The sequence below is a fragment of the Novosphingobium sp. HII-3 genome (assembly GCF_002916655.1).
Lineage (GTDB): Bacteria > Pseudomonadota > Alphaproteobacteria > Sphingomonadales > Sphingomonadaceae > Novosphingobium > Novosphingobium panipatense.
This window is the reverse complement of record NZ_PPSM01000015.1, coordinates 38,874-56,290: the sequence shown is the minus strand read 5'-3', so window position 1 is coordinate 56,290 and position 17,417 is coordinate 38,874. Positions and strand designations below refer to the sequence as shown.

Genomic DNA, 17,417 nt, shown 5'->3' with positions numbered 1-17,417 from the left:
AACCAACATCCCTGTACCCGCCGTCCGGAACCCAAACGGCGGCGCTTCTCATGATGAGATGAAGGGGGTCAATTTTAGACGCCGATCACCCCGCTAAGGGGGTCAATTTTGCACGCCGCTCCACACCACGTCATGTCGGCGCAGAACCCCGCGACGGGCGGTTTCACGTATATGACCCCGATGATGAGCGGCACTGCGCGCGGATACTCCGAGCCGGGCGGGGAAGAATTCTGGTGCTGCGTCGGGTCAGGCATGGAAAGCCACGCGAAGCATGGCGAGTCCATCTTCTGGGAAGGCGACGATACCCTGTTCGTGAACCTCTACATTCCTTCCACCGCGCGTTGGGAAGAGAAGGGGGTGAACCTGTCACTCGATACCCAGTACCCGTTCAAGTCAGACATCCGGATCGCGATCGACCAGGCACGGCAGAGTGCGTTTGCCATGGCGCTGCGCATCCCGGCCTGGGCTCGGGGCCGGGAGCAGGTGACGGTGAACGGCTCGGCTGTGCCCGTGACCACCGCCAACGGCTATGCAATGATCGAGCGCCGCTGGAAGAAGGGAGACGTCGTAGCCCTGAACCTGCCGCTCGATCTGCGTCTGGAGCCGGCGCAGGGCTCCACCGATGTCGTCGCCGTCGTACGCGGCCCGCTTGTGATGGCGGCGGACCTCGGTCCCGCGGAGAAGGACTGGGTCGGCGTGGAACCGGCGATGGTCGGCGAAAACCTCCTCGCCAGCTTCGTGCCGCAGGTTTCCGACCGTCCGCGTTTCCTCGCGAAGGGCGTCATCCGTCCCGGTGACATGACCTTCGTTCCCTTCTATAGCCAGTACGATCGTCGCAGCGCGGTCTACTTCAAGCGCTTCAGCGAGGCCGGCTGGAAGAAGGAAGAGGCCGCCTTCCTTGCCGAACAGGCGCGGCAGAAGGATCTGGCCGAACGCTCGATCGACATCATGCATCTGGGGGAAATGCAGCCTGAGCGTGATCACGATCTCACTTCGGAGATATCCTACCCCGTGTCCTATCGCGGCCGTAACGGGCGCGATGCGCGGTCCGGCGGCTTCTTTGATTTCAGCATGAAGGTGCAGCCGGGGCCTCTTACCCTTCAGGCGACCTACTGGGGCGACGAACGTCCCCGCGCTTTCGATATCCTTCTCGATGGTCAGAAGATCGCAACGCAGCGTCTCGCGCATGAAGCGCCCGGCACGTTCTTCGATGTCGATTACGCCATTCCGGAAAGTCTCACGAAGGGCAAGTCGAAGGTCCGCATCCGCGTCGTTCCCCATGACCGGACCACGGCGGGCCCGGTGTTCGGCATGCGCATCCTTAAAGCCAGGAAGTAACCCGCGATGAGTTCTGTGGAAGACGTCGCGCTCAGCATCGCCGAAGCGGATGAACTGGCGCGTGAGGTGCTGGGTGCGTGGGGACTGGCCCCGGATCATGCGGCAGCCGTGGCGGACACCATGGTACGCGGTGAACGGGACGGCTGCACCTCGCATGGCCTCTACCGCTTGTTGGTCGCCGCCAATTCGGTGGAGAGAGGCGTCGTTGCGCCCGATGCCGTGCCGCAGGTCAGTGAGCCTGCACCCGCTCTCGTGCGGGTGGACGGCGGTGGTGGCTTTGCTCAGTTGCCCTTCGAGCGTGGCGCACCCCTGCTGATCGAAAAGGCAAGGCGCTTTGGCATCGCGGCGCTGGCGATAAACAATGCGGTCCATTTCGCCGCTCTGTGGCCCGAAGTGGAAGCGTTGGCCGAGCAGGGGCTTGTGGCGCTCGCCTTCACGCCCAGCCACGCCTGGGTTGCCCCCGAAGGCGGCACCAGGCCCGTGTTCGGGACCAATCCGATCGCGTTCGGCTGGCCCCGCCCCGGCAGGCCCCCGTTCGTCTTCGATTTCGCCACAAGCGTGGTTGCGCGCGGAGAGATCGAGCTTCATCGCAGGGCTGGCAAACCGATCCCTTCCGAGTGGGGCTACGATGCCGATGGCAATCCCTCAACGAACGCGGAGGCGGTGCTGGCAGGAGCCATGCGAACCTTCGGTGCGCACAAGGGATCGGCGCTTGCCGCGATGGTGGAACTTCTTGCCGGGCCGTTGATAGGCGACATGACCAGCGCGGAATCACTTGCCGCCGATGAAGGGCGCGGAGGGTCGCCGCTTGGCGGAGAGTTGATTGTCGCAATCGATCCCGCCGGTTTCCTCGGCGCTGGAGTGGAAGAGCATCTGCGCCGGGCCGAAGCCATGTTCGGCGCCATCGAGGAGCAGGGCGCCCGTCTGCCCGGCGCGCGCCGTCTGGCCGCGCGGGCGCATTCCGAAGTGGCGGGGCTTCGCATCCCGCGCAAGCTCCACACTGAAATTCTTGAGGTTCTTGAAAGGGGGAAGAGTGTGAAGAAGTCCCTTGGAGGTGCCGTCCTCCTTGCCGGTGCCGCAATGGCTGCGCCGATGGTAGCGGTTTCCGCACCTGTCACTTCGGCCCCTGCGGCGAAAGTGCAGTCTGCCGACGCGATGTTCGAGGCGATTTCCTCGGCGGAGTTCACGTGGCGTCAGAACCAGGTTGGTCCGTGCGAGGATACGCCCAGGGACGCCAAGGTTTCTCTGCCTGACATCGGCCGGGAGGCGCAGGCGGAGCGCCTCGCCTGCTGGGAGAAGGTGGAACGGCAACTGGCCACAATACGGCAGGAGGATCTCTCTCCGGCGAACCGCGTCAACTTTGCGGTCTACAAGGGGCAGATCGACGCGCTTCTCGCGTCTCAACGCTACCGCGACTATGAGAAGCCGTTCAACGCCGATACCAGCTTCTGGGGTGACCTGACCGAGTGGGCCAGGAACCCGCTGAAGGATGCGGAGGCGGCCGAGGCTTATATCGAGATGCTGCGCGGCATACCGCGCTACTACGATCAGCAGATCGAGAACATGCGCGCCGGCCTGAAGCGTGGCTTCACGGCGCCCCATGTCACGCTGGCCGGCCGCGACAAGGGTATCGAACGTGTCGCGAACGCCAGGACCGCAGAAGAGTCCCCCTTCTACGAGCCGCTCAAGGAAATGCCGGCCACGATCCCTGCGGCCGAGCAGGAGCGGCTGCGCGCGGAAGCGCGCACGCTGATCACGCAAGGTGTGGTTCCGGCTCACGCCAAGCTGCTGTCGTTCATGCGTGGCGAGTACGAGACGGGCGCGCGCAAAACCCTGGCCGCCTATCATCTGCCCGATGGCAAGGCCTACTACCGTGCGAAGATCCAGGAGTTCGTCACGCTCGACAAGAGCGCCGAGGAGATCCACAAGATCGGTGTGTCCGAGATGGCCCGCATTCGCGGCCGCATGGCGGAGGTGATGGCGCAGGTCGGCTTCCAGGGCGACCTCAAGGCATTCCTGCATTTTCTGCGGACCGATCCTCAGTTCTATCCCAAGACGGCGAACGAACTGCTCTACCGTGCCGCATGGATCGCCAAGACCTTCGACGGAAAGGCCGACCAGTATTTCGGCAGGCTCCCGCGCAGCCGCTTCGCGATCAAGCCGGTCCCGGACGAAATTGCCCCCTTCTACACGGGCGGGCGGGGTGGCCCGGGCATCTACCTCGTCAACACCTACAACCTGCCGAGCCGGCCGTTCTATTCGCAGGTTGCCCTGACGCTGCACGAGAGCGCGCCCGGCCACGCGATGCAGATGCCGCTGGCGGCGGAGAACAAGGATCTGCCGGCCTTCCGACGGGAGACGTATCTCTCCGCCTACGGTGAAGGATGGGCGCTTTATTCGGAAGCACTTGGCGAGGACATGGGGATGTACGAGACGCCGTACGACCTCTTCGGCATGCTGAGCTACCAGGCATGGCGAGCATCCCGCCTTGTGGTGGACACCGGTATCCACGCCTTCGGGTGGAGCCGGGAACAGGCGCAGACGTACCTTCGCGAGAATACGGCCCTTTCCGATCACGAGATCGAGACCGAAGTGGATCGTTACATCTCATGGCCGGGACAGGCGCTGTCCTATTACATGGGCCAACTGGCCTTCGTGAACGGGCGCGCAAAGGCCGAAAAGGCGCTCGGCGCGAAGTTCGATATTCGCGCCTTCCATGATGCGATGCTGGAGCTTGGCGGAGTGCCGTTGACAGTGGTTGAGCAACGCGTCGATCGCTTTATCGCGGACGGCGGCAAGGGGCCCTACGCAGACGAATAGACTTCACGTTCAGCAGAGGGCTTCTACGGGAGGGGCGGTGCTGCGCATCCGCCCCTTTTCTCTCGCTCGCGGCGGCATGGACCCTCTCTGCGAACTTTGTGACAGGCGCTTTTTGCGTTTGCGAATGCCTCATGAATATCGTATACGATATCTAGTTTGTAACGTAGGACGGATATCGATGGCAATCGGATGGAAAGGCGTTTTTCCCGCAGTCACCACGCAGCTCAGGGAGGATCTTTCGATCGACCTGGCAGACACACAGCGGGTGGTCGACGACCTCATCCGTGATGGGGTGACAGGCGTCATCGCGCTGGGCACCGTCGGGGAAAACAACTCGCTCGAGTATGAGGAGAAGGTTCAGGTACTTTCCGCGATTGTGGAAGTCGTCGATGGCCGTGTGCCTGTCATCACCGGCTGTTCCGAATACGACACGCGCCGTGCCGTACGCTATGCCCAGGCAGCGGAAAGAGCGGGTGCCGACGGTCTCATGCTCTTGCCGCCCATGGTCTACGTGACCAAGCCGCATGAGCTGGTGGCGCACTTCAAGGGCGTGGCGGAGCAGGTCGGACTGCCGATCATGCTCTACAACAACCCACCGGCATACCGCACCGTGATCGACAAGGGCGTGCTGAGCGCGCTGGTGGACGTCCCCAACATCGTCGCCGTCAAGGAGTCCGCGCCGGACACTCGCCGTTTCACGGATTTCCGCAACGAATTCGGCGAGCGCTACGTGCTCTTCGCCGGGCTCGACGATGTCGCTCTCGAGGGTCTCTACCTCGGTGCTCAGGGCTGGGTCTCGGGCCTCACCAACGCCTTCCCCAAGGAGTCGGTCGAGCTCGTCGCCGCGTTCGAGCGGGGCGATCATGCCAAGGCGCTGGAGATCTATCGCTGGTTCATGCCGCTCCTTCACCTTGACGCGGAGCATGACCTCGTCCAGTCGATCAAGCTGGCCGAAGAGATCATGGGTCGCGGTTCGGAGCGCGTGCTGCCCCCGCGTTACGTGCTTGAGGGAGAGCGCCGCGCAGAAGTGATCGCGATGGTCGAGAAGGCCGCTGCCACGCGGCCTGACCTGACCCCCACCCGCTGAAGGAACGTCGATGCGGCACACATTCTTCTGCATCGACGGCCATACAGCCGGTAACCCCGTCCGCCTGGTGGCGGGCGGGGCGCCGCTGTTGAAGGGCGCCTCGATGTCCGAGCGGCGACAGGACTTTCTCGAACGCTTCGACTGGATCCGCACGGGTCTCTGCTTCGAGCCGCGCGGGCACGACATGATGTCGGGCGGCTTCCTCTATCCGCCGGTCGACCCGGCGAACGACGTGGGCATCCTGTTCATCGAGACCAGTGGTTGCCTTCCCATGTGCGGCCACGGTACGATCGGTATCGTGACGTTCGGCCTTGAACATGGCCTGATCCAGCCTGCGTTGCCGGGCCGGTTGCGGGTTGAGGTTCCGGCGGGGACGATCGAGATCGCGTATGAGGTGGAAGGCCCGAAGGTGACTTCGGTGCGCATCACCAACGTCCCGGCTTATGTAGCCGCACAAGGCATCGCGATCGACGTGGAGGGTATCGGCACTCTCTCCGTCGACGTGTCCTACGGCGGCAACTACTACGCCATAGTGGAGCCGCAGGGCGGCTACACCGGTCTCGACGATCTTGGCGCCGCGCGCATAATCGATCTCAGCGGCCGTGTGCGCGAAGCGGTACGGGCGAAGTTCGAGCCCATCCATCCCGTTGATCCGACCATTCGCGGCGTAAGCCACGTCCTGTGGGCGGACAAGCCGAAGCATGAAGGGGCCGATGGGCGCAACGCCGTCTTCTACGGAGACAAGGCGATCGACCGCAGTCCCTGCGGCACGGGCACCTCGGCACGGCTTGCGCATCTCGTGGCGACAGAGCGGCTCTCGGTCGGCGACACGTTCGTACACGAGAGCTACATCTGCAGCCGGTTCATCGGCCGCGTGGAAAAGGCCGTCACGCTGGGCGACCAGCCGGCGATCATTCCGTCGATCGAAGGTTCGGCGATCGCGACCGGCTTCAACACGGTCTGGATCGATCGTGAAGACCCGTTCTGGTCCGGGTTCCAGGTCAAGTGATCTGATGCGCCAGGCCCGCCGCGTAGGGGGCCTGGCACTCCATGCGTTTTTCCCGTGAGAGGTCTGTATGCCGCGTTCGCTCCGCCGTTCAAGCTCGTTTGGCGTTCTTGCCGCGGTGCTGTCTGCAGTTCTCTCTCCCGCCGCCGCTGCTCCCACGCGAGAGGAGATCGAAAGGTCTGTGAAGCTGCGCGAGGAGTGGCAGTACCTCACGCGCGAAATCGCCTGGCCGGCGCAGTGGACGCCGGATTCCCGAGCCTTCACGTACCGCAAGACCATTGAAGGCGGCTTTGCGTTTGAGACCGTGAATGCGGACACTCTGGCCAAGACGCCCGCGTTCGATCACCGGCGGCTCGCGAGCGAACTTGCCCGCGTCCTCGGCAGACCCGTGGAAGCTTTGCGGCTCCCCTTTGCGGAATTCCGCTACGAAGGCGACCGGCAGGTTATTGCGTTCTATCTGGATGAGCAGGGTTGGCGTTGCTCCATCGTGGCCTACTCCTGCGCGCGCCAGCGCGAAGCTGGACGGCCCAGGGGTTTCGGCGTTGTGCGCGATCTGTCCGTTCCCGCCGACAATCACCCGCGTGTTGCACCGGACGGGCGTCAGGAAGCGTTCGTCCAGGGCGATAACCTCGTCATTCGCCGAAATGAAACCGGTGCGATGGTGCAACTCAGCACGGACGGATCGGCGGGAGACTTCTATGATCCGGAAACGATCGCATGGTCTCCGGACAGCCGTTACCTGATGATCTATAGGGTGCGGCCCGGCTACCAGCGCCGCGTCGTGCGGGTAGAAGCGGCTCCTGAGGGCCAGATACAACCGGTCGTTCGATCGCAGCTCTATCCCAAGCCCGGTGATGCCGTGGATGTGGAGCAGCCCGTGCTCTTCGACGTGCAAACCGGGCGGCAGACGATGATCGATCCCGCACTGTTTCCGAACGCTTACGAACTCTCCGCGCCGCGATGGCGGCCAGATGGTCGAACCGTCGCTTTCGACTATGTGCGGCGCGGGCACCAGGAGGTGAAGATCATCGCCGTCGATGCGGCGAGCGGCAAGGCTCACGCAGCGGTCACCGAAGCAGCCGACACGTTCGTCTACGCGGATCGGCGCTTCGCGCACGAGCTTGGCCGATCCGGTGACGAGATCATCTGGGCATCCGAGCGGGATGGTTGGAATCACCTGTACCTCATCGATGGGCGTACCGGTCACGTGAAGAACCGGATCACACGCGGTGACTGGGTCGTCCGCGAGGTGGTGCGGGTGGACGAGGCGAAGCGGCAGATCTGGTTCGCCGCTAGCGGCATGAATAACGGCGAGGATCCTTATTTCCGCCACTACTACCGGGTCGACTTCGACGGGCGGAATCTCACGCCGTTGACCCCTGAGGCGGCCGATCACACGGCAACCCTGTCGCCCGACGGACGCTTCCTGGTGGACACCTATTCTCGCGTCGATGTTCCGAATGTCAGCGTGCTGCGGCAGTCTTCGGACGGCGCCGCGGTGGCGACCATCACGGAAGGCGACATATCCCGGCTGACAGCAGCGGGCTTCCGCCCCCCTGAAGTGTTCTCCACCAAGGGGCGGGATGGGAAAACGGATATCTGGGGCATGGTCGTCCGTCCGAGGGACTATGATCCCGCCAAGTCTTACCCGGTGATCGAGAACATCTACGCCGGGCCTCACGACAGCTTCGTGCCCAAGCAGTTCTGGCCGTTCGGCTACCATTCGGGCGGCGACAAGGTGATCGGGATGCAGGCGCTGGCCGATCTCGGGTTCATCGTCGTTCAGATAGACGGCATGGGCACGGCCAACCGGTCCAAGGCATTCCAGGACGTAGCGTGGAAGAACCTGCAGGATTCAGGCTTTCCCGACCGGATATTGTGGCACAAGGCGATGGCGGCTCGGGATCCTTCGTACGATGTCAGCCGCGTCGGCATCTACGGTGCGTCTGCCGGCGGCCAGAGCACTCTCAACGCCTTGCTGTTCCACGGGGACTTCTACAAGGCCGGGGTCGCCTACAACGGTTGCTACGACAACCGCATGGACAAGATCAGCTGGAACGAACAGTGGCTCGGCTGGCCGGTGGACGCGAGCTACGCGGCCGCTTCCGGCGTGGATCATGCGGCGCGGCTGCAGGGCAAGCTGTTCCTCATAGTGGGAGAACAGGACAGCAATGTGGATCCCGCTTCCAGCCTGCAGGTGGTGGATGCCTTGATAAAGGCGGACAAGGACTTCGATCTCCTGATTGTTCCGGGCGGCGAACACAGCGTCGGCCGGTCGAGCGGCCCGATCGACTACATCACCCGGCGTCAGGCAGAGTTCTTCATAGAGTCCCTTCAGCCTGACTGAGCAAGGCGGCTGTCGGCGTGACGGATGACGCGCCGACATCGCGTTCTACGATGGCTTTGCGGCGGTCGAGCAACATTTCACAGGGCACCGCGATGCCTGACCAAGGAGACCGACATGCGCCCTATCGTTCGATCAAGCGTGGCGGCGCTTGGCGTGAGTCTTCTGCAGTCGGTCGCCATGCCGCTAGCACTCGCCAACGAGGGAGGCACGGCCGAATGGGAGCAGCCCGAAGTCGTCCGGCTGGGCGCGGAGCCCATGCACACGACCTTCACGGGCTTCGACACCACTTCCGCCGCTCTCTCGCGCGACGCCAGAAAGTCCCGCTATCTGCTTTCGCTGGACGGAGAATGGAAGTTCAAGCTGTCGGCTACCCCGGAAACCCGCCCCGCCGGATTCTTCAGGCCGGACTACGACGTCTCCGGCTGGGGCACCATGCAGGTTCCCGGCATCCTGCAGGCGGAAGGCCATGGCAAGCCTGTTTTCATCGGCAGCGGTTATCCATTCCCGCGCAACCAGCCGAAGATCGATCATGGCCTGAATGAGGTCGGCTCCTACCGGCGCGACTTCACCGTGCCTGCGAACTTCGCGGGCCGGCGGATGCTTCTCACCATCGGAGCGGCCGGCGCTGCTTACTATGTCTGGGTCAATGGACAGCGCGTCGGCTATTCGGAGGATTCAAAGCTCCCCAGCGAATTCGACGTGAGCGCTCATGTGCGACCGGGCCGCAACACGGTGGCGGTCGAACTCTACCGCTTTGCGGACGGCAGCTATCTTGAGGACCAGGATTTCTGGCGCGTCAACGGCATCGAACGCAGCGTCACGCTCTATGCCGCGCCGCCGACTCACATTCGCGATCTGGTGATCGATGCCGGGCTGGAGGCGGATTACCGCACCGGCGCCCTGAAGGTGGCGGTCGACCTTGGTGGTCGTCCAGCCGCCATGGGCGTACGCACCACGCTTCTGGACGGCAAACGGCGCATCCTCGTACGCGAGGCATCAGGGCAAGGTACGCTGGTGACGTCGGCCCGTCTGCCGAACGTCCGCACCTGGACCGCCGAAGCGCCCAACCTCTACACGCTCCTTGTCGAACTGCTGGACGAGCAGGGCAGGCTGGTCGAGGCGACGAGCCGGCGCATCGGCTTCCGTACCGTCGAGGTGGCCGGCGGAGAGGTCCGGGTTAACGGCAAGCGGATCATGATCCGGGGGGTGAACCGGCATGAACATGACCCGCACACCTTCCGCATCGTGCCGGAGGAGGTCATGCGCCGGGACATCGAACTGATGAAGGCGGCGAACGTCAACGCCGTTCGCACCAGCCATTACCCGAACGATCCGCGCTGGTATGAGCTTGCCGACGAATACGGCCTCTACGTGATGGACGAAGCCAACATCGAAAGCCACGGCTACCTCAGTCTCTCGCAGGAGCATGGCAACGATCCCTCGCTCCTGCTCGGCAACGATCCCAGGTGGCGCATCGCACACCTGGACCGGGTTGCGCGCATGGTGCAGCGCGATCGCAACCATTCATCGATCATCTTCTGGTCGCTCGGCAACGAGACGGGGATCGGAGAAAGCTTCGAAGCCGCAGCGAAGTGGGTGAAGACCAACGATCCCACCCGCCTCGTCAGTTTTCTCGGGTGGAGCATGAGCAACTGGCGCCACCCGGTGAACAGCTACGTCGACATCTTCGCCCCCATGTACGACGACGTGCCCAAGATGATCGACTATGCCAGGGATCCCGCTTTCACGCAGCCGCTGATCCTTTGCGAGTACGCCCACGCAATGGGCAACAGCCTTGGCGACATCGCAGGATACTGGGAGGCGATGCGCAGCCATCCCAAGCTACAGGGTGGCTTCGTGTGGGACTGGGTGGACCAGACCATGCTGTTGAAGGACAAGGACGGACGGTCCTACTGGGCTCAGGGGGTGGACTTCGATCCCGATCCAAAGACACCAGGCATCCACACGGACGAAAGCCCGGTTGGCGACGGCGTTATACAGGCAGACCGTACGCCGGACCCGGAGTACTATGAACTGGCGCATGTACAGGCACCGGTGACCTTCACGAAGGAGGGCGAGCGTTACCTCGTCGTCAATCGGCATGACCATATCGACCTGTCGGGATTCACCTTCGACTGGAGCGTGACAGAAGACGGAATCGAGACCGCCAGGGGCGTATTGCGGGCGCCGCACGTCGACCCCGGCGAAAGTGGGGCGCTGGAACTGCAGCTTCCTGTCGCCGTCGACACGACGGCCGAGCGACTGCTGACGCTGCGAGCGCGTGCGAAAAAGGGTACAGTGCCGACCCAGCCGGCTGGCCACGTCGTCGGGTGGGAGCAGTTTGCGCTTGGTGAGCACAGGTCGCTGCTGGAGCACCGCGGTTCCGTCCTGCCGCAGGAGACCGAAAAAGGGCTGGCGCTTTCCGCTGCCGGCACGGTGATCGAGATCGACAGACACACCGGGCTTGTTATCCGCTACGATCGCGACGGTCGCACGCTGCTCACGGGTGGTGCGCCGAACTTCTGGCGTGCGCCGACGGACAACGACATCGGAGCGGGTGTCCCGAAGACTCACGCGATGTGGCAGCACTTCTCGGAACACCGCCGCGTCGAAGCGGTGACAAGGGAGGACAACAGCATCGTCGTGCGCCATGACATGGGCGTCGGATCGGTTAAGGTGGAGACCCGCTGGACCATGCAGCCCGACGGGACCGCGCGTGCCGTCGTCCGTTTCGACCCCCTTCGCGACACGCTGCCGGACCCGCTACGCCTCGGCCTTGCGTTCCAGACCTCTCCGGCGCTGGACCAGGTACGGTGGTTCGGCCGGGGGCCGCACGAGACGTACTCAGATCGCAAGACCGGGGGCATGGTCGGTCGCTGGAGCGGCAGTCTGGCAGATCAGTACCATGACTATGCGCGCCCGCAGGAAAGCGGCAACAAGAGCGACGTGCGGTGGCTGGAACTGAGCGGTGGTGGCAGCGGCCTGCGGGTGACCGGCGAGCAGCCTCTGTCGGTGAACGCGCTGGCGTTTCCTTACGCCGACCTCGCCATGAAGCCGTCCGGCACGAGGCGCAGTTCCGCCATTCGCTCACAGGGCAACGGCACGCTGTTGATCGACGCGGCACAGGCGGGGGTGGGAGGTGACACCGGCTGGAACCTGGATGGACGGCCTCATATGCCGTTTCGGATTCCCCTGAAGTCGGTCACCTGGTCCTTCACGATTGGCAGGCCCGGCGACTGAAGTTCCCGCGCTTCCGCCGCTAAAGGCGGAGCAGTCCCCTGTTTTGCAGTGCGTCCCCGGAGGCCGTCGGGCTGCCGGGGGGGATTTCGTCCGCGCCGCAACATCCGCGGCCACCTTCCGCGACCAAAAAGAGCCCGTCCGGTCTGAGACCGGACGGGCCACTCCGTCAGCGACGACTTTCCCGGGTGGATGAGTAAGGAAAGCCGCCGCTTGCTGGCGGATTAGAAGTTGACGGTGGCACCGATGAAGATCGTGCGACCAAGCGCATCGTAGACGCCTGGATACGTGTTTCCGTTGCCGAAGGTCTGCAGGAGGCCGGCGGACAGGGCCGGGGGATCCTTGTCGAACAGGTTGTTCACACCGGCCCGCAGCGTCAGTCCGTTGTCGATGGTCTGCGTAAGCGCCAGATCGATATAGTTGTAGGCATCGATCTTGCTGTTCACCACGGTTTCAGGCGCGCTGAGCAGCGGATTGTCAGTGAGGCTCGACAGCGTCGTGCCGCCGATGTGACGCCAGGAGACAGAGACGTTCGTGTCGCTCGGCGCCATCCAGGTGAAACGCGCGACATGGCGCCATTCCGGCGTCGGCTGACCGCAGGTGTAGCCGAACAGGCCCTTGCAGTCGTAGGTGCCCATCCCGGGGACCGGCTCCGAAACCTGCTCGAGCAGGTAGGTGCCGACAACGCCGACATTGATGCGACCGGCCTTCCCGATATCGAACGTGTAGTCCGCGTTGATGTCGAAGCCCGAGGTCTGCAGATAGCCGGTGTTGAGCGTCGTGGAAATCACATACCCGGCGTTCTGCCCGAACAAAGCACCCGATCGGGGATCGCGCCGGAAGAGCCCGCAGAAGTACGGATCGCCGGTTTCTGCGCACTGGCCAAGGATCAGGGAGGGTGCGATCGAGCCGATGTAGTCCTTCACCTTGATGTTGAAGTAGTCGATCGACAGCGAGAAGTTGCGCAGCGCCTTCGGCGTGATGACGACACCTGCGGTGTAGGTGTCCGCGGTTTCCGGCTTGAGTGCAAGGTTGCCGCCGCTGAGCGCGGAGCACGTTGCCGCGGGGCATTCGGCAATGCGGCCGTACTGTGCATCTGTCACGCCCGTGAGCTTGCAAATTTCCAGCGACGCCGAAGGGTTTGCCCCGGCGCAAGGGTCCTGCGCGGCGACGTTGCCAACTGCCGTCGTTGCGAACAGCTCTGCCACGTTAGGTGCGCGAATAGCGCGGTTGTAGCTTGCCCTGATGCGCAGATCGTCGATCGGCTGCCAGCTCAGCTCGCCCTTGTAAGTCCAGACGTTGTAACCGGAGCTGAAGCCGGTCGAGTTCTGCTTGTTGTCGTATGAAGAATAGCGAACGCCTGCGTTGAACGTCAGCGACTGGAAAAAGGGGCGGTCTTCGATCAGCGGGATCTCGATTTCACCGTAGGCTTCGGTGACCGAGATGATGCCGTCGGCGTTCATCGTGCCGTTCTGCTGTGCAACTTCGTCGGCTGTGAACTTGAGCGTCTCCCGGCGGCGTTCGAGGCCAAGCGCGATGCCGACACCCTGGCTGGCCCAGGGCATCGTGACGCCCAGCTTGCCCAGGTCACCACTGAGGTTCGCCGAAATGACCTGCAGGGAGTTGCGCGACGCGGTGTTGCTCTCCCCGAACAGGTATGCGGCCTGTTCCGCCGTCATCGCGTTGGGGAGGAACACATTGGCCGGGATGCAGTTGGGATCGGTGCCGTTGATCGCGGCAACGCAAGTCGGCACGCCGTTCACGTCGATCGCGTTCAGGGCATACCCGGCGCGAACCTGGTTCACGTCGTTGAGGTAGGTCTCCTTGAACTTGACCAGCGAGTACATGTAGTTGACGTCATAGCTGAAGCCGCTGCCGAGATCGCCGCGGAGACCCGCAGTGTAGCGGTAGTCGTTGTAGCGAAGGTTGTCCCGGCGGGGTGCCAGGGTGGTGCGGTACGCCACGAGCGATTCTTCGGTCGTGTTGGTGCCGGCTGCCGCGCCGCAGATGGCCTGAAGCTGGGCCGCGCTGGCGTAGGGATTGTTGCACGAGACGTCGAATGGGGTGCCCAGCCAGATCGCCGAGGGTGCGACCTGCGAGAACGTCTGGTCCTTCATGTACATGAAGCTGCCGTAGAGTTCCGCAGCCTGGCTGAACTCGTAGTGCGCGAAACCGCCGGCCGTGATGCGCTCGTCCGAACGCTGGAAGTAGGAATCGGGCGCGTAGTTGTAGGCGTATGAGGGATCGTAAGGAACCAGCGTACCGTCACCGTTGCGGTTGTTGACGAGCGTCTGGCCCTGGTACGCGCTCTTGTCCGACAAAGGAACGAAGACACCATAGGGCGACTGGCTGGAGCCACCGCAGAACAACGCGGTGGTCGTATCCTGCAGCGCACAGGCGGAAACGTCGCGGCTGGACTGGCGCACAGGGCTGAAGCTGCGATAACCGCCGTAGACGGTTATGTTACCGCGACCGTCCGCGAAGTTCTTGCCGACCGAGACGGTGATGTCCTGCTTGCCGCCGTCGATGACGGAACCCGGGGCGGGATCATAGCCGGCGGAACGCTGCAGCGCGCGCAGCGCACCGTTGTTGTTGTCATGTTGCGCAAAGCCGGCCTGGGCGTCGATCCGAACCCCGTCCAGATCCTTCTTCATGATGAAGTTGACGACACCCGAAAGCGCGTCGGAGCCGTAAACGGCCGAGGCGCCGCCCGACATGACGTCCACACGCTCGACCAGGCTGCTCGGCAGGAAGCTAAGGTTCACCGCCTGTGATGGCATCATGCGCTGACCGTCGACAAGGACGAGGACGCGCTGCGAGCCGAGGTTGCGCAGGTTGATCTTGGAGGTGCCGTCCGAACCGTTGGACACGTTCTCGTTCGCGTCAGCGGTGAACTGCGGCAAGCGGTTCAGGACCTGCTCCACGGTCGTGGCGCCCTGGTACCGGAACTCCTCCGACCCGACGATGGTCTGCGGGCTGTTCGATTCCAGATCTGCCCGCTTGATGCGTGTGCCGGTGACCACGATGTCATTGCTGATCCCGTCCTCCGAGCCGACCGGCGCTTGTTGCGCCTGAGCCGTCCCGGCGACGAGCGCAGTCAGCGCGACGGCGCAATAAAGTTTTCTCTGATGACCCCTCATACGGTGACTCCCTTGTTGGTAAGCCACAGGCTGCGTCATTTTGTACGACAAGTCAAATACCGTATACGAAATACTAAACGATCAGGAAAGCTTCTGTCTTGCCCGTGGAGATTTGGTCACAGAGCGGAGACAGCTGCCCCACTCGCACTGCCCCATTCCCGCAACTTCACGCGCGGGCTCGATCCAACAACGAGGGATGAGCGAGGGACGGCGGGCGTCGGCCCGGCGGTGCTGGCGGGCCGACGCAGGGCTTGAGTTCGGCTCAGGCCGAGGCTTGCCCAGCCGTTGCAGCTTCACGCGCGGCCTCGCTTCGGGTCCGGCCGTAGATGAAGTACAGCAACAATCCGATCACGTTCCAGGCTGCAAAGCGGACCAGCGTCGAACTCGGCAAGCTGAGAAGGAGATAGGCGCAGCCCGCGATGGTGAGCGTACCAACCAACATAGGCTGGGGGCAGCGGAACAGGCGGGGGAGCTGCGGTGCGCGCCGGCGAAGGATCATGAGGCATGCGCCTACGGACATGAACGCGATCAGAGTGCCTGCATTCGCAAGCTCCGCGATTTCATCGAGGCGGAAGATGCCTGCCACTATGGCGATGGAAATGCCGGTCATCAGCGTGATGCGCGTGGGAGCACCCGTACGCGGGCTCACTTCGGCCAGCGCGCGCGGCAACAGGCCGTCGCGTGCCATGACGAAGAAGACGCGGCTCTGGCCGTACATCATAACGAGGATGACGGATGGAAGGGCGATAACGGCGGCCAGTGCGACGAGGTGTGCCGCTACCGGGTGATCCAGGCTGCGCAGAACGAGCGCCAGGGGTTCGGGCGAATTGGCAAGGCTGAGGAAGGGGAGCGCGCCGACCGCAGTGATGGCGACAGCCATGTAGATCAGCGTGCAGACGACCATGGAGCCGATGATGCCGATGGTGAGGTCGCGACCGGGGTTCTTGGCTTCCTCCGCCGACGTGGCGACGGCATCGAAGCCGTAGAAGGCGAAGAAGACGATGGCCGCTGCGGCCATCACGCCACGCTTCTGACCTTCGATCTCGGTGCTCGCGAAGCCGTAAGGCATGAACGGTTCGAGGTTTGAGGACTGAAAGGCGGGCAGGGCCATTGCCACGAAAACAGAAAGTGCGGCCAGCTTGATGATAACCAGCACGATGTTGAGAGTGGCGCTTTCACGCGTGCCGGCAATCAGAAGACCCATCACGCCGAGAGCGACGACGACCGCTGGCAGGTTGATGATCCCACCGCCATGCGGTCCTACGAGCAGGGCCTGCGGAAGATCCAGTCCCGCCGCCTGCATCCACCCGACAAGGTAGCCGGACCAGCCCACCGCGACCGTGGAGCAGGCGAGCGAATACTCGAGTATGAGGCTCCATCCCACGATCCAGGCGATGGTTTCGCCCATCGCCGCGTAGCTGAACGTGTAGGCGCTACCCGCTGCGGGGATGAGCGTGGCCATTTCCGCATAGGCAAGAGCCGCGCAGGCACAGACCGCGCCTGCTATCGCGAATGCAAGGATGACTGCGGGCCCGGCCCGCTCCGCGCCGACGCCAGTCAGTGTGTAAATGCCGGTGCCTACGATGGCGCCGACGCCAAGAGCTATCAGGTGCGGCCAGCTCAATGTCTTGGCAAGGGAATGCCCGGAAGCGCGCTGGGATAGTTTCTCAATGGATTTTCGCGGTCCGAACATAGGTTTCCTGATGGTTGAGGGCTCAGCTCGGCTGGCTTGCGGTGAAATGGGCCCGCAGATCGTCCAGAGTGCTGGAGATGTGCGCGGTGAGAAGGTCTTTGACGCGGCTGGAGTCGCCCGCCAGCCACGCATCCAGCAGATCGCGGTGCTCAAGATGCGCACGGTCGCCACGGCCCGCCGGCTGCAGGTGCGCGATGACATAGCGTTCGGCAAGCACCTCAAGGCGCTCCACCAGCTGCGTGGTGAGAAGGCGGCCGCCTGGTCGAACGAGGCTTACGTGGAACTGTCGGTTGCGCACCGCTACGTCTTTGAGGTTTTCCTTCGTGGCGGCGTCAAGCCGCTCGAAAGCCTCGCACGCGGCGGCCCTGTCCGCATCATCGGCCTTAAGGCAGGCATAGGCTGCTGCTGCGGGTTCTATTGCAAGGCGTAGGAGATAAATCTCCTCCGCCTGGTCCTGCGACATGGGGCGCACGAACCATCCTCTATTGGCCTGACTGGTCAGCAGACCTTCGTGTTCAAGCTTGGCCAGCGCCTCACGAAGGGGGATCTTGCTCACCCCCAGTTCGGCTGCAAGCGCATCCTGACGCACCGGCTCCGAGACGGGAAGCTGCCCTTCAACGATACGCTCACGAATGACGTCGAATATGCGTTCGGCAAGAGTGCGGACGACGATGGTCACAGACGGGTCTCCATACAGGGGACGGCTGCACGGACCGTGTGTGCGGTGCCCCCGTATACGGTAGATGATC

General features: G+C 63.4%; 9 protein-coding genes. 6 read left to right on the top strand and 3 right to left on the bottom strand.

Annotated elements, in window-relative coordinates; genetic code table 11:
- Positions 1 to 132 precede the first annotated feature (132 nt).
- The 6 genes from C2R25_RS07775 (at position 133) to C2R25_RS07750 (ending at position 11,838) form a co-directional block, all read left to right on the top strand.
- Positions 133 to 1,338 (top strand): DUF6805 domain-containing protein, encoded by a 1,206-nt coding sequence (locus tag C2R25_RS07775; protein ID WP_233203825.1) that lies wholly within the window; start codon positions 133 to 135, stop codon positions 1,336 to 1,338.
- Between the two features lie 6 nt (positions 1,339 to 1,344).
- Entirely contained in the window at positions 1,345 to 4,158 is a 2,814-nt protein-coding gene (locus C2R25_RS20915; protein WP_103728674.1) for a DUF885 family protein, read from the top strand.
- Positions 4,159 to 4,336: 178 nt separating this feature from the next.
- Positions 4,337 to 5,245, top strand: a complete 909-nt coding sequence (locus tag C2R25_RS07765; RefSeq protein WP_103728673.1) for a dihydrodipicolinate synthase family protein — start codon at positions 4,337 to 4,339, stop codon at positions 5,243 to 5,245.
- A gap of 10 nt (positions 5,246 to 5,255) precedes the next feature.
- The gene (locus C2R25_RS07760) at positions 5,256 to 6,254 is read left to right on the top strand and encodes a 4-hydroxyproline epimerase (protein WP_103728672.1); all 999 of its coding nucleotides are present in this window, start codon (positions 5,256 to 5,258) and stop codon (positions 6,252 to 6,254) included.
- Positions 6,255 to 6,321: 67 nt separating this feature from the next.
- Positions 6,322 to 8,598 carry a DPP IV N-terminal domain-containing protein gene (locus C2R25_RS07755; RefSeq protein WP_103728671.1) on the top strand — a complete coding sequence of 759 codons (2,277 nt, stop codon included), beginning with the start codon at positions 6,322 to 6,324 and terminating at the stop codon, positions 8,596 to 8,598.
- A 114-nt stretch (positions 8,599 to 8,712) separates the two neighbouring features.
- The gene (locus C2R25_RS07750) at positions 8,713 to 11,838 is read left to right on the top strand and encodes a glycoside hydrolase family 2 TIM barrel-domain containing protein (protein WP_233203824.1); all 3,126 of its coding nucleotides are present in this window, start codon (positions 8,713 to 8,715) and stop codon (positions 11,836 to 11,838) included.
- A 221-nt stretch (positions 11,839 to 12,059) separates the two neighbouring features.
- Here the strand turns inward: C2R25_RS07750 and C2R25_RS07745 are convergent, their stop codons facing one another.
- From C2R25_RS07745 to C2R25_RS07735, 3 genes are all read right to left on the bottom strand, one after another.
- Positions 12,060 to 14,975: a TonB-dependent receptor domain-containing protein gene (locus C2R25_RS07745; RefSeq protein ID WP_103728670.1), complete on the bottom strand. Its 2,916-nt coding sequence runs from the start codon at positions 14,973 to 14,975 to the stop codon at positions 12,060 to 12,062.
- Positions 14,976 to 15,237: 262 nt separating this feature from the next.
- Positions 15,238 to 16,668, bottom strand: a complete 1,431-nt coding sequence (locus C2R25_RS07740; RefSeq protein WP_103728669.1) for an amino acid permease — start codon at positions 16,666 to 16,668, stop codon at positions 15,238 to 15,240.
- A gap of 22 nt (positions 16,669 to 16,690) precedes the next feature.
- Positions 16,691 to 17,347, bottom strand: a complete 657-nt coding sequence (locus tag C2R25_RS07735) for a GntR family transcriptional regulator (protein ID WP_103728668.1) — start codon at positions 17,345 to 17,347, stop codon at positions 16,691 to 16,693.
- Positions 17,348 to 17,417 lie beyond the last annotated feature (70 nt).

Coding starts and splice junctions, on each gene's coding strand:
- C2R25_RS07775 (WP_233203825.1), top strand. CDS start 133: ATGTCGGCGCAGAACCCCGCGACGGGCGGTTTCACGTATATGACCCCG.
- C2R25_RS20915 (WP_103728674.1), top strand. CDS start 1,345: ATGAGTTCTGTGGAAGACGTCGCGCTCAGCATCGCCGAAGCGGATGAA.
- C2R25_RS07765 (WP_103728673.1), top strand. CDS start 4,337: ATGGCAATCGGATGGAAAGGCGTTTTTCCCGCAGTCACCACGCAGCTC.
- C2R25_RS07760 (WP_103728672.1), top strand. CDS start 5,256: ATGCGGCACACATTCTTCTGCATCGACGGCCATACAGCCGGTAACCCC.
- C2R25_RS07755 (WP_103728671.1), top strand. CDS start 6,322: ATGCCGCGTTCGCTCCGCCGTTCAAGCTCGTTTGGCGTTCTTGCCGCG.
- C2R25_RS07750 (WP_233203824.1), top strand. CDS start 8,713: ATGCGCCCTATCGTTCGATCAAGCGTGGCGGCGCTTGGCGTGAGTCTT.
- C2R25_RS07745 (WP_103728670.1), bottom strand. CDS start 14,975: ATGAGGGGTCATCAGAGAAAACTTTATTGCGCCGTCGCGCTGACTGCG.
- C2R25_RS07740 (WP_103728669.1), bottom strand. CDS start 16,668: ATGTTCGGACCGCGAAAATCCATTGAGAAACTATCCCAGCGCGCTTCC.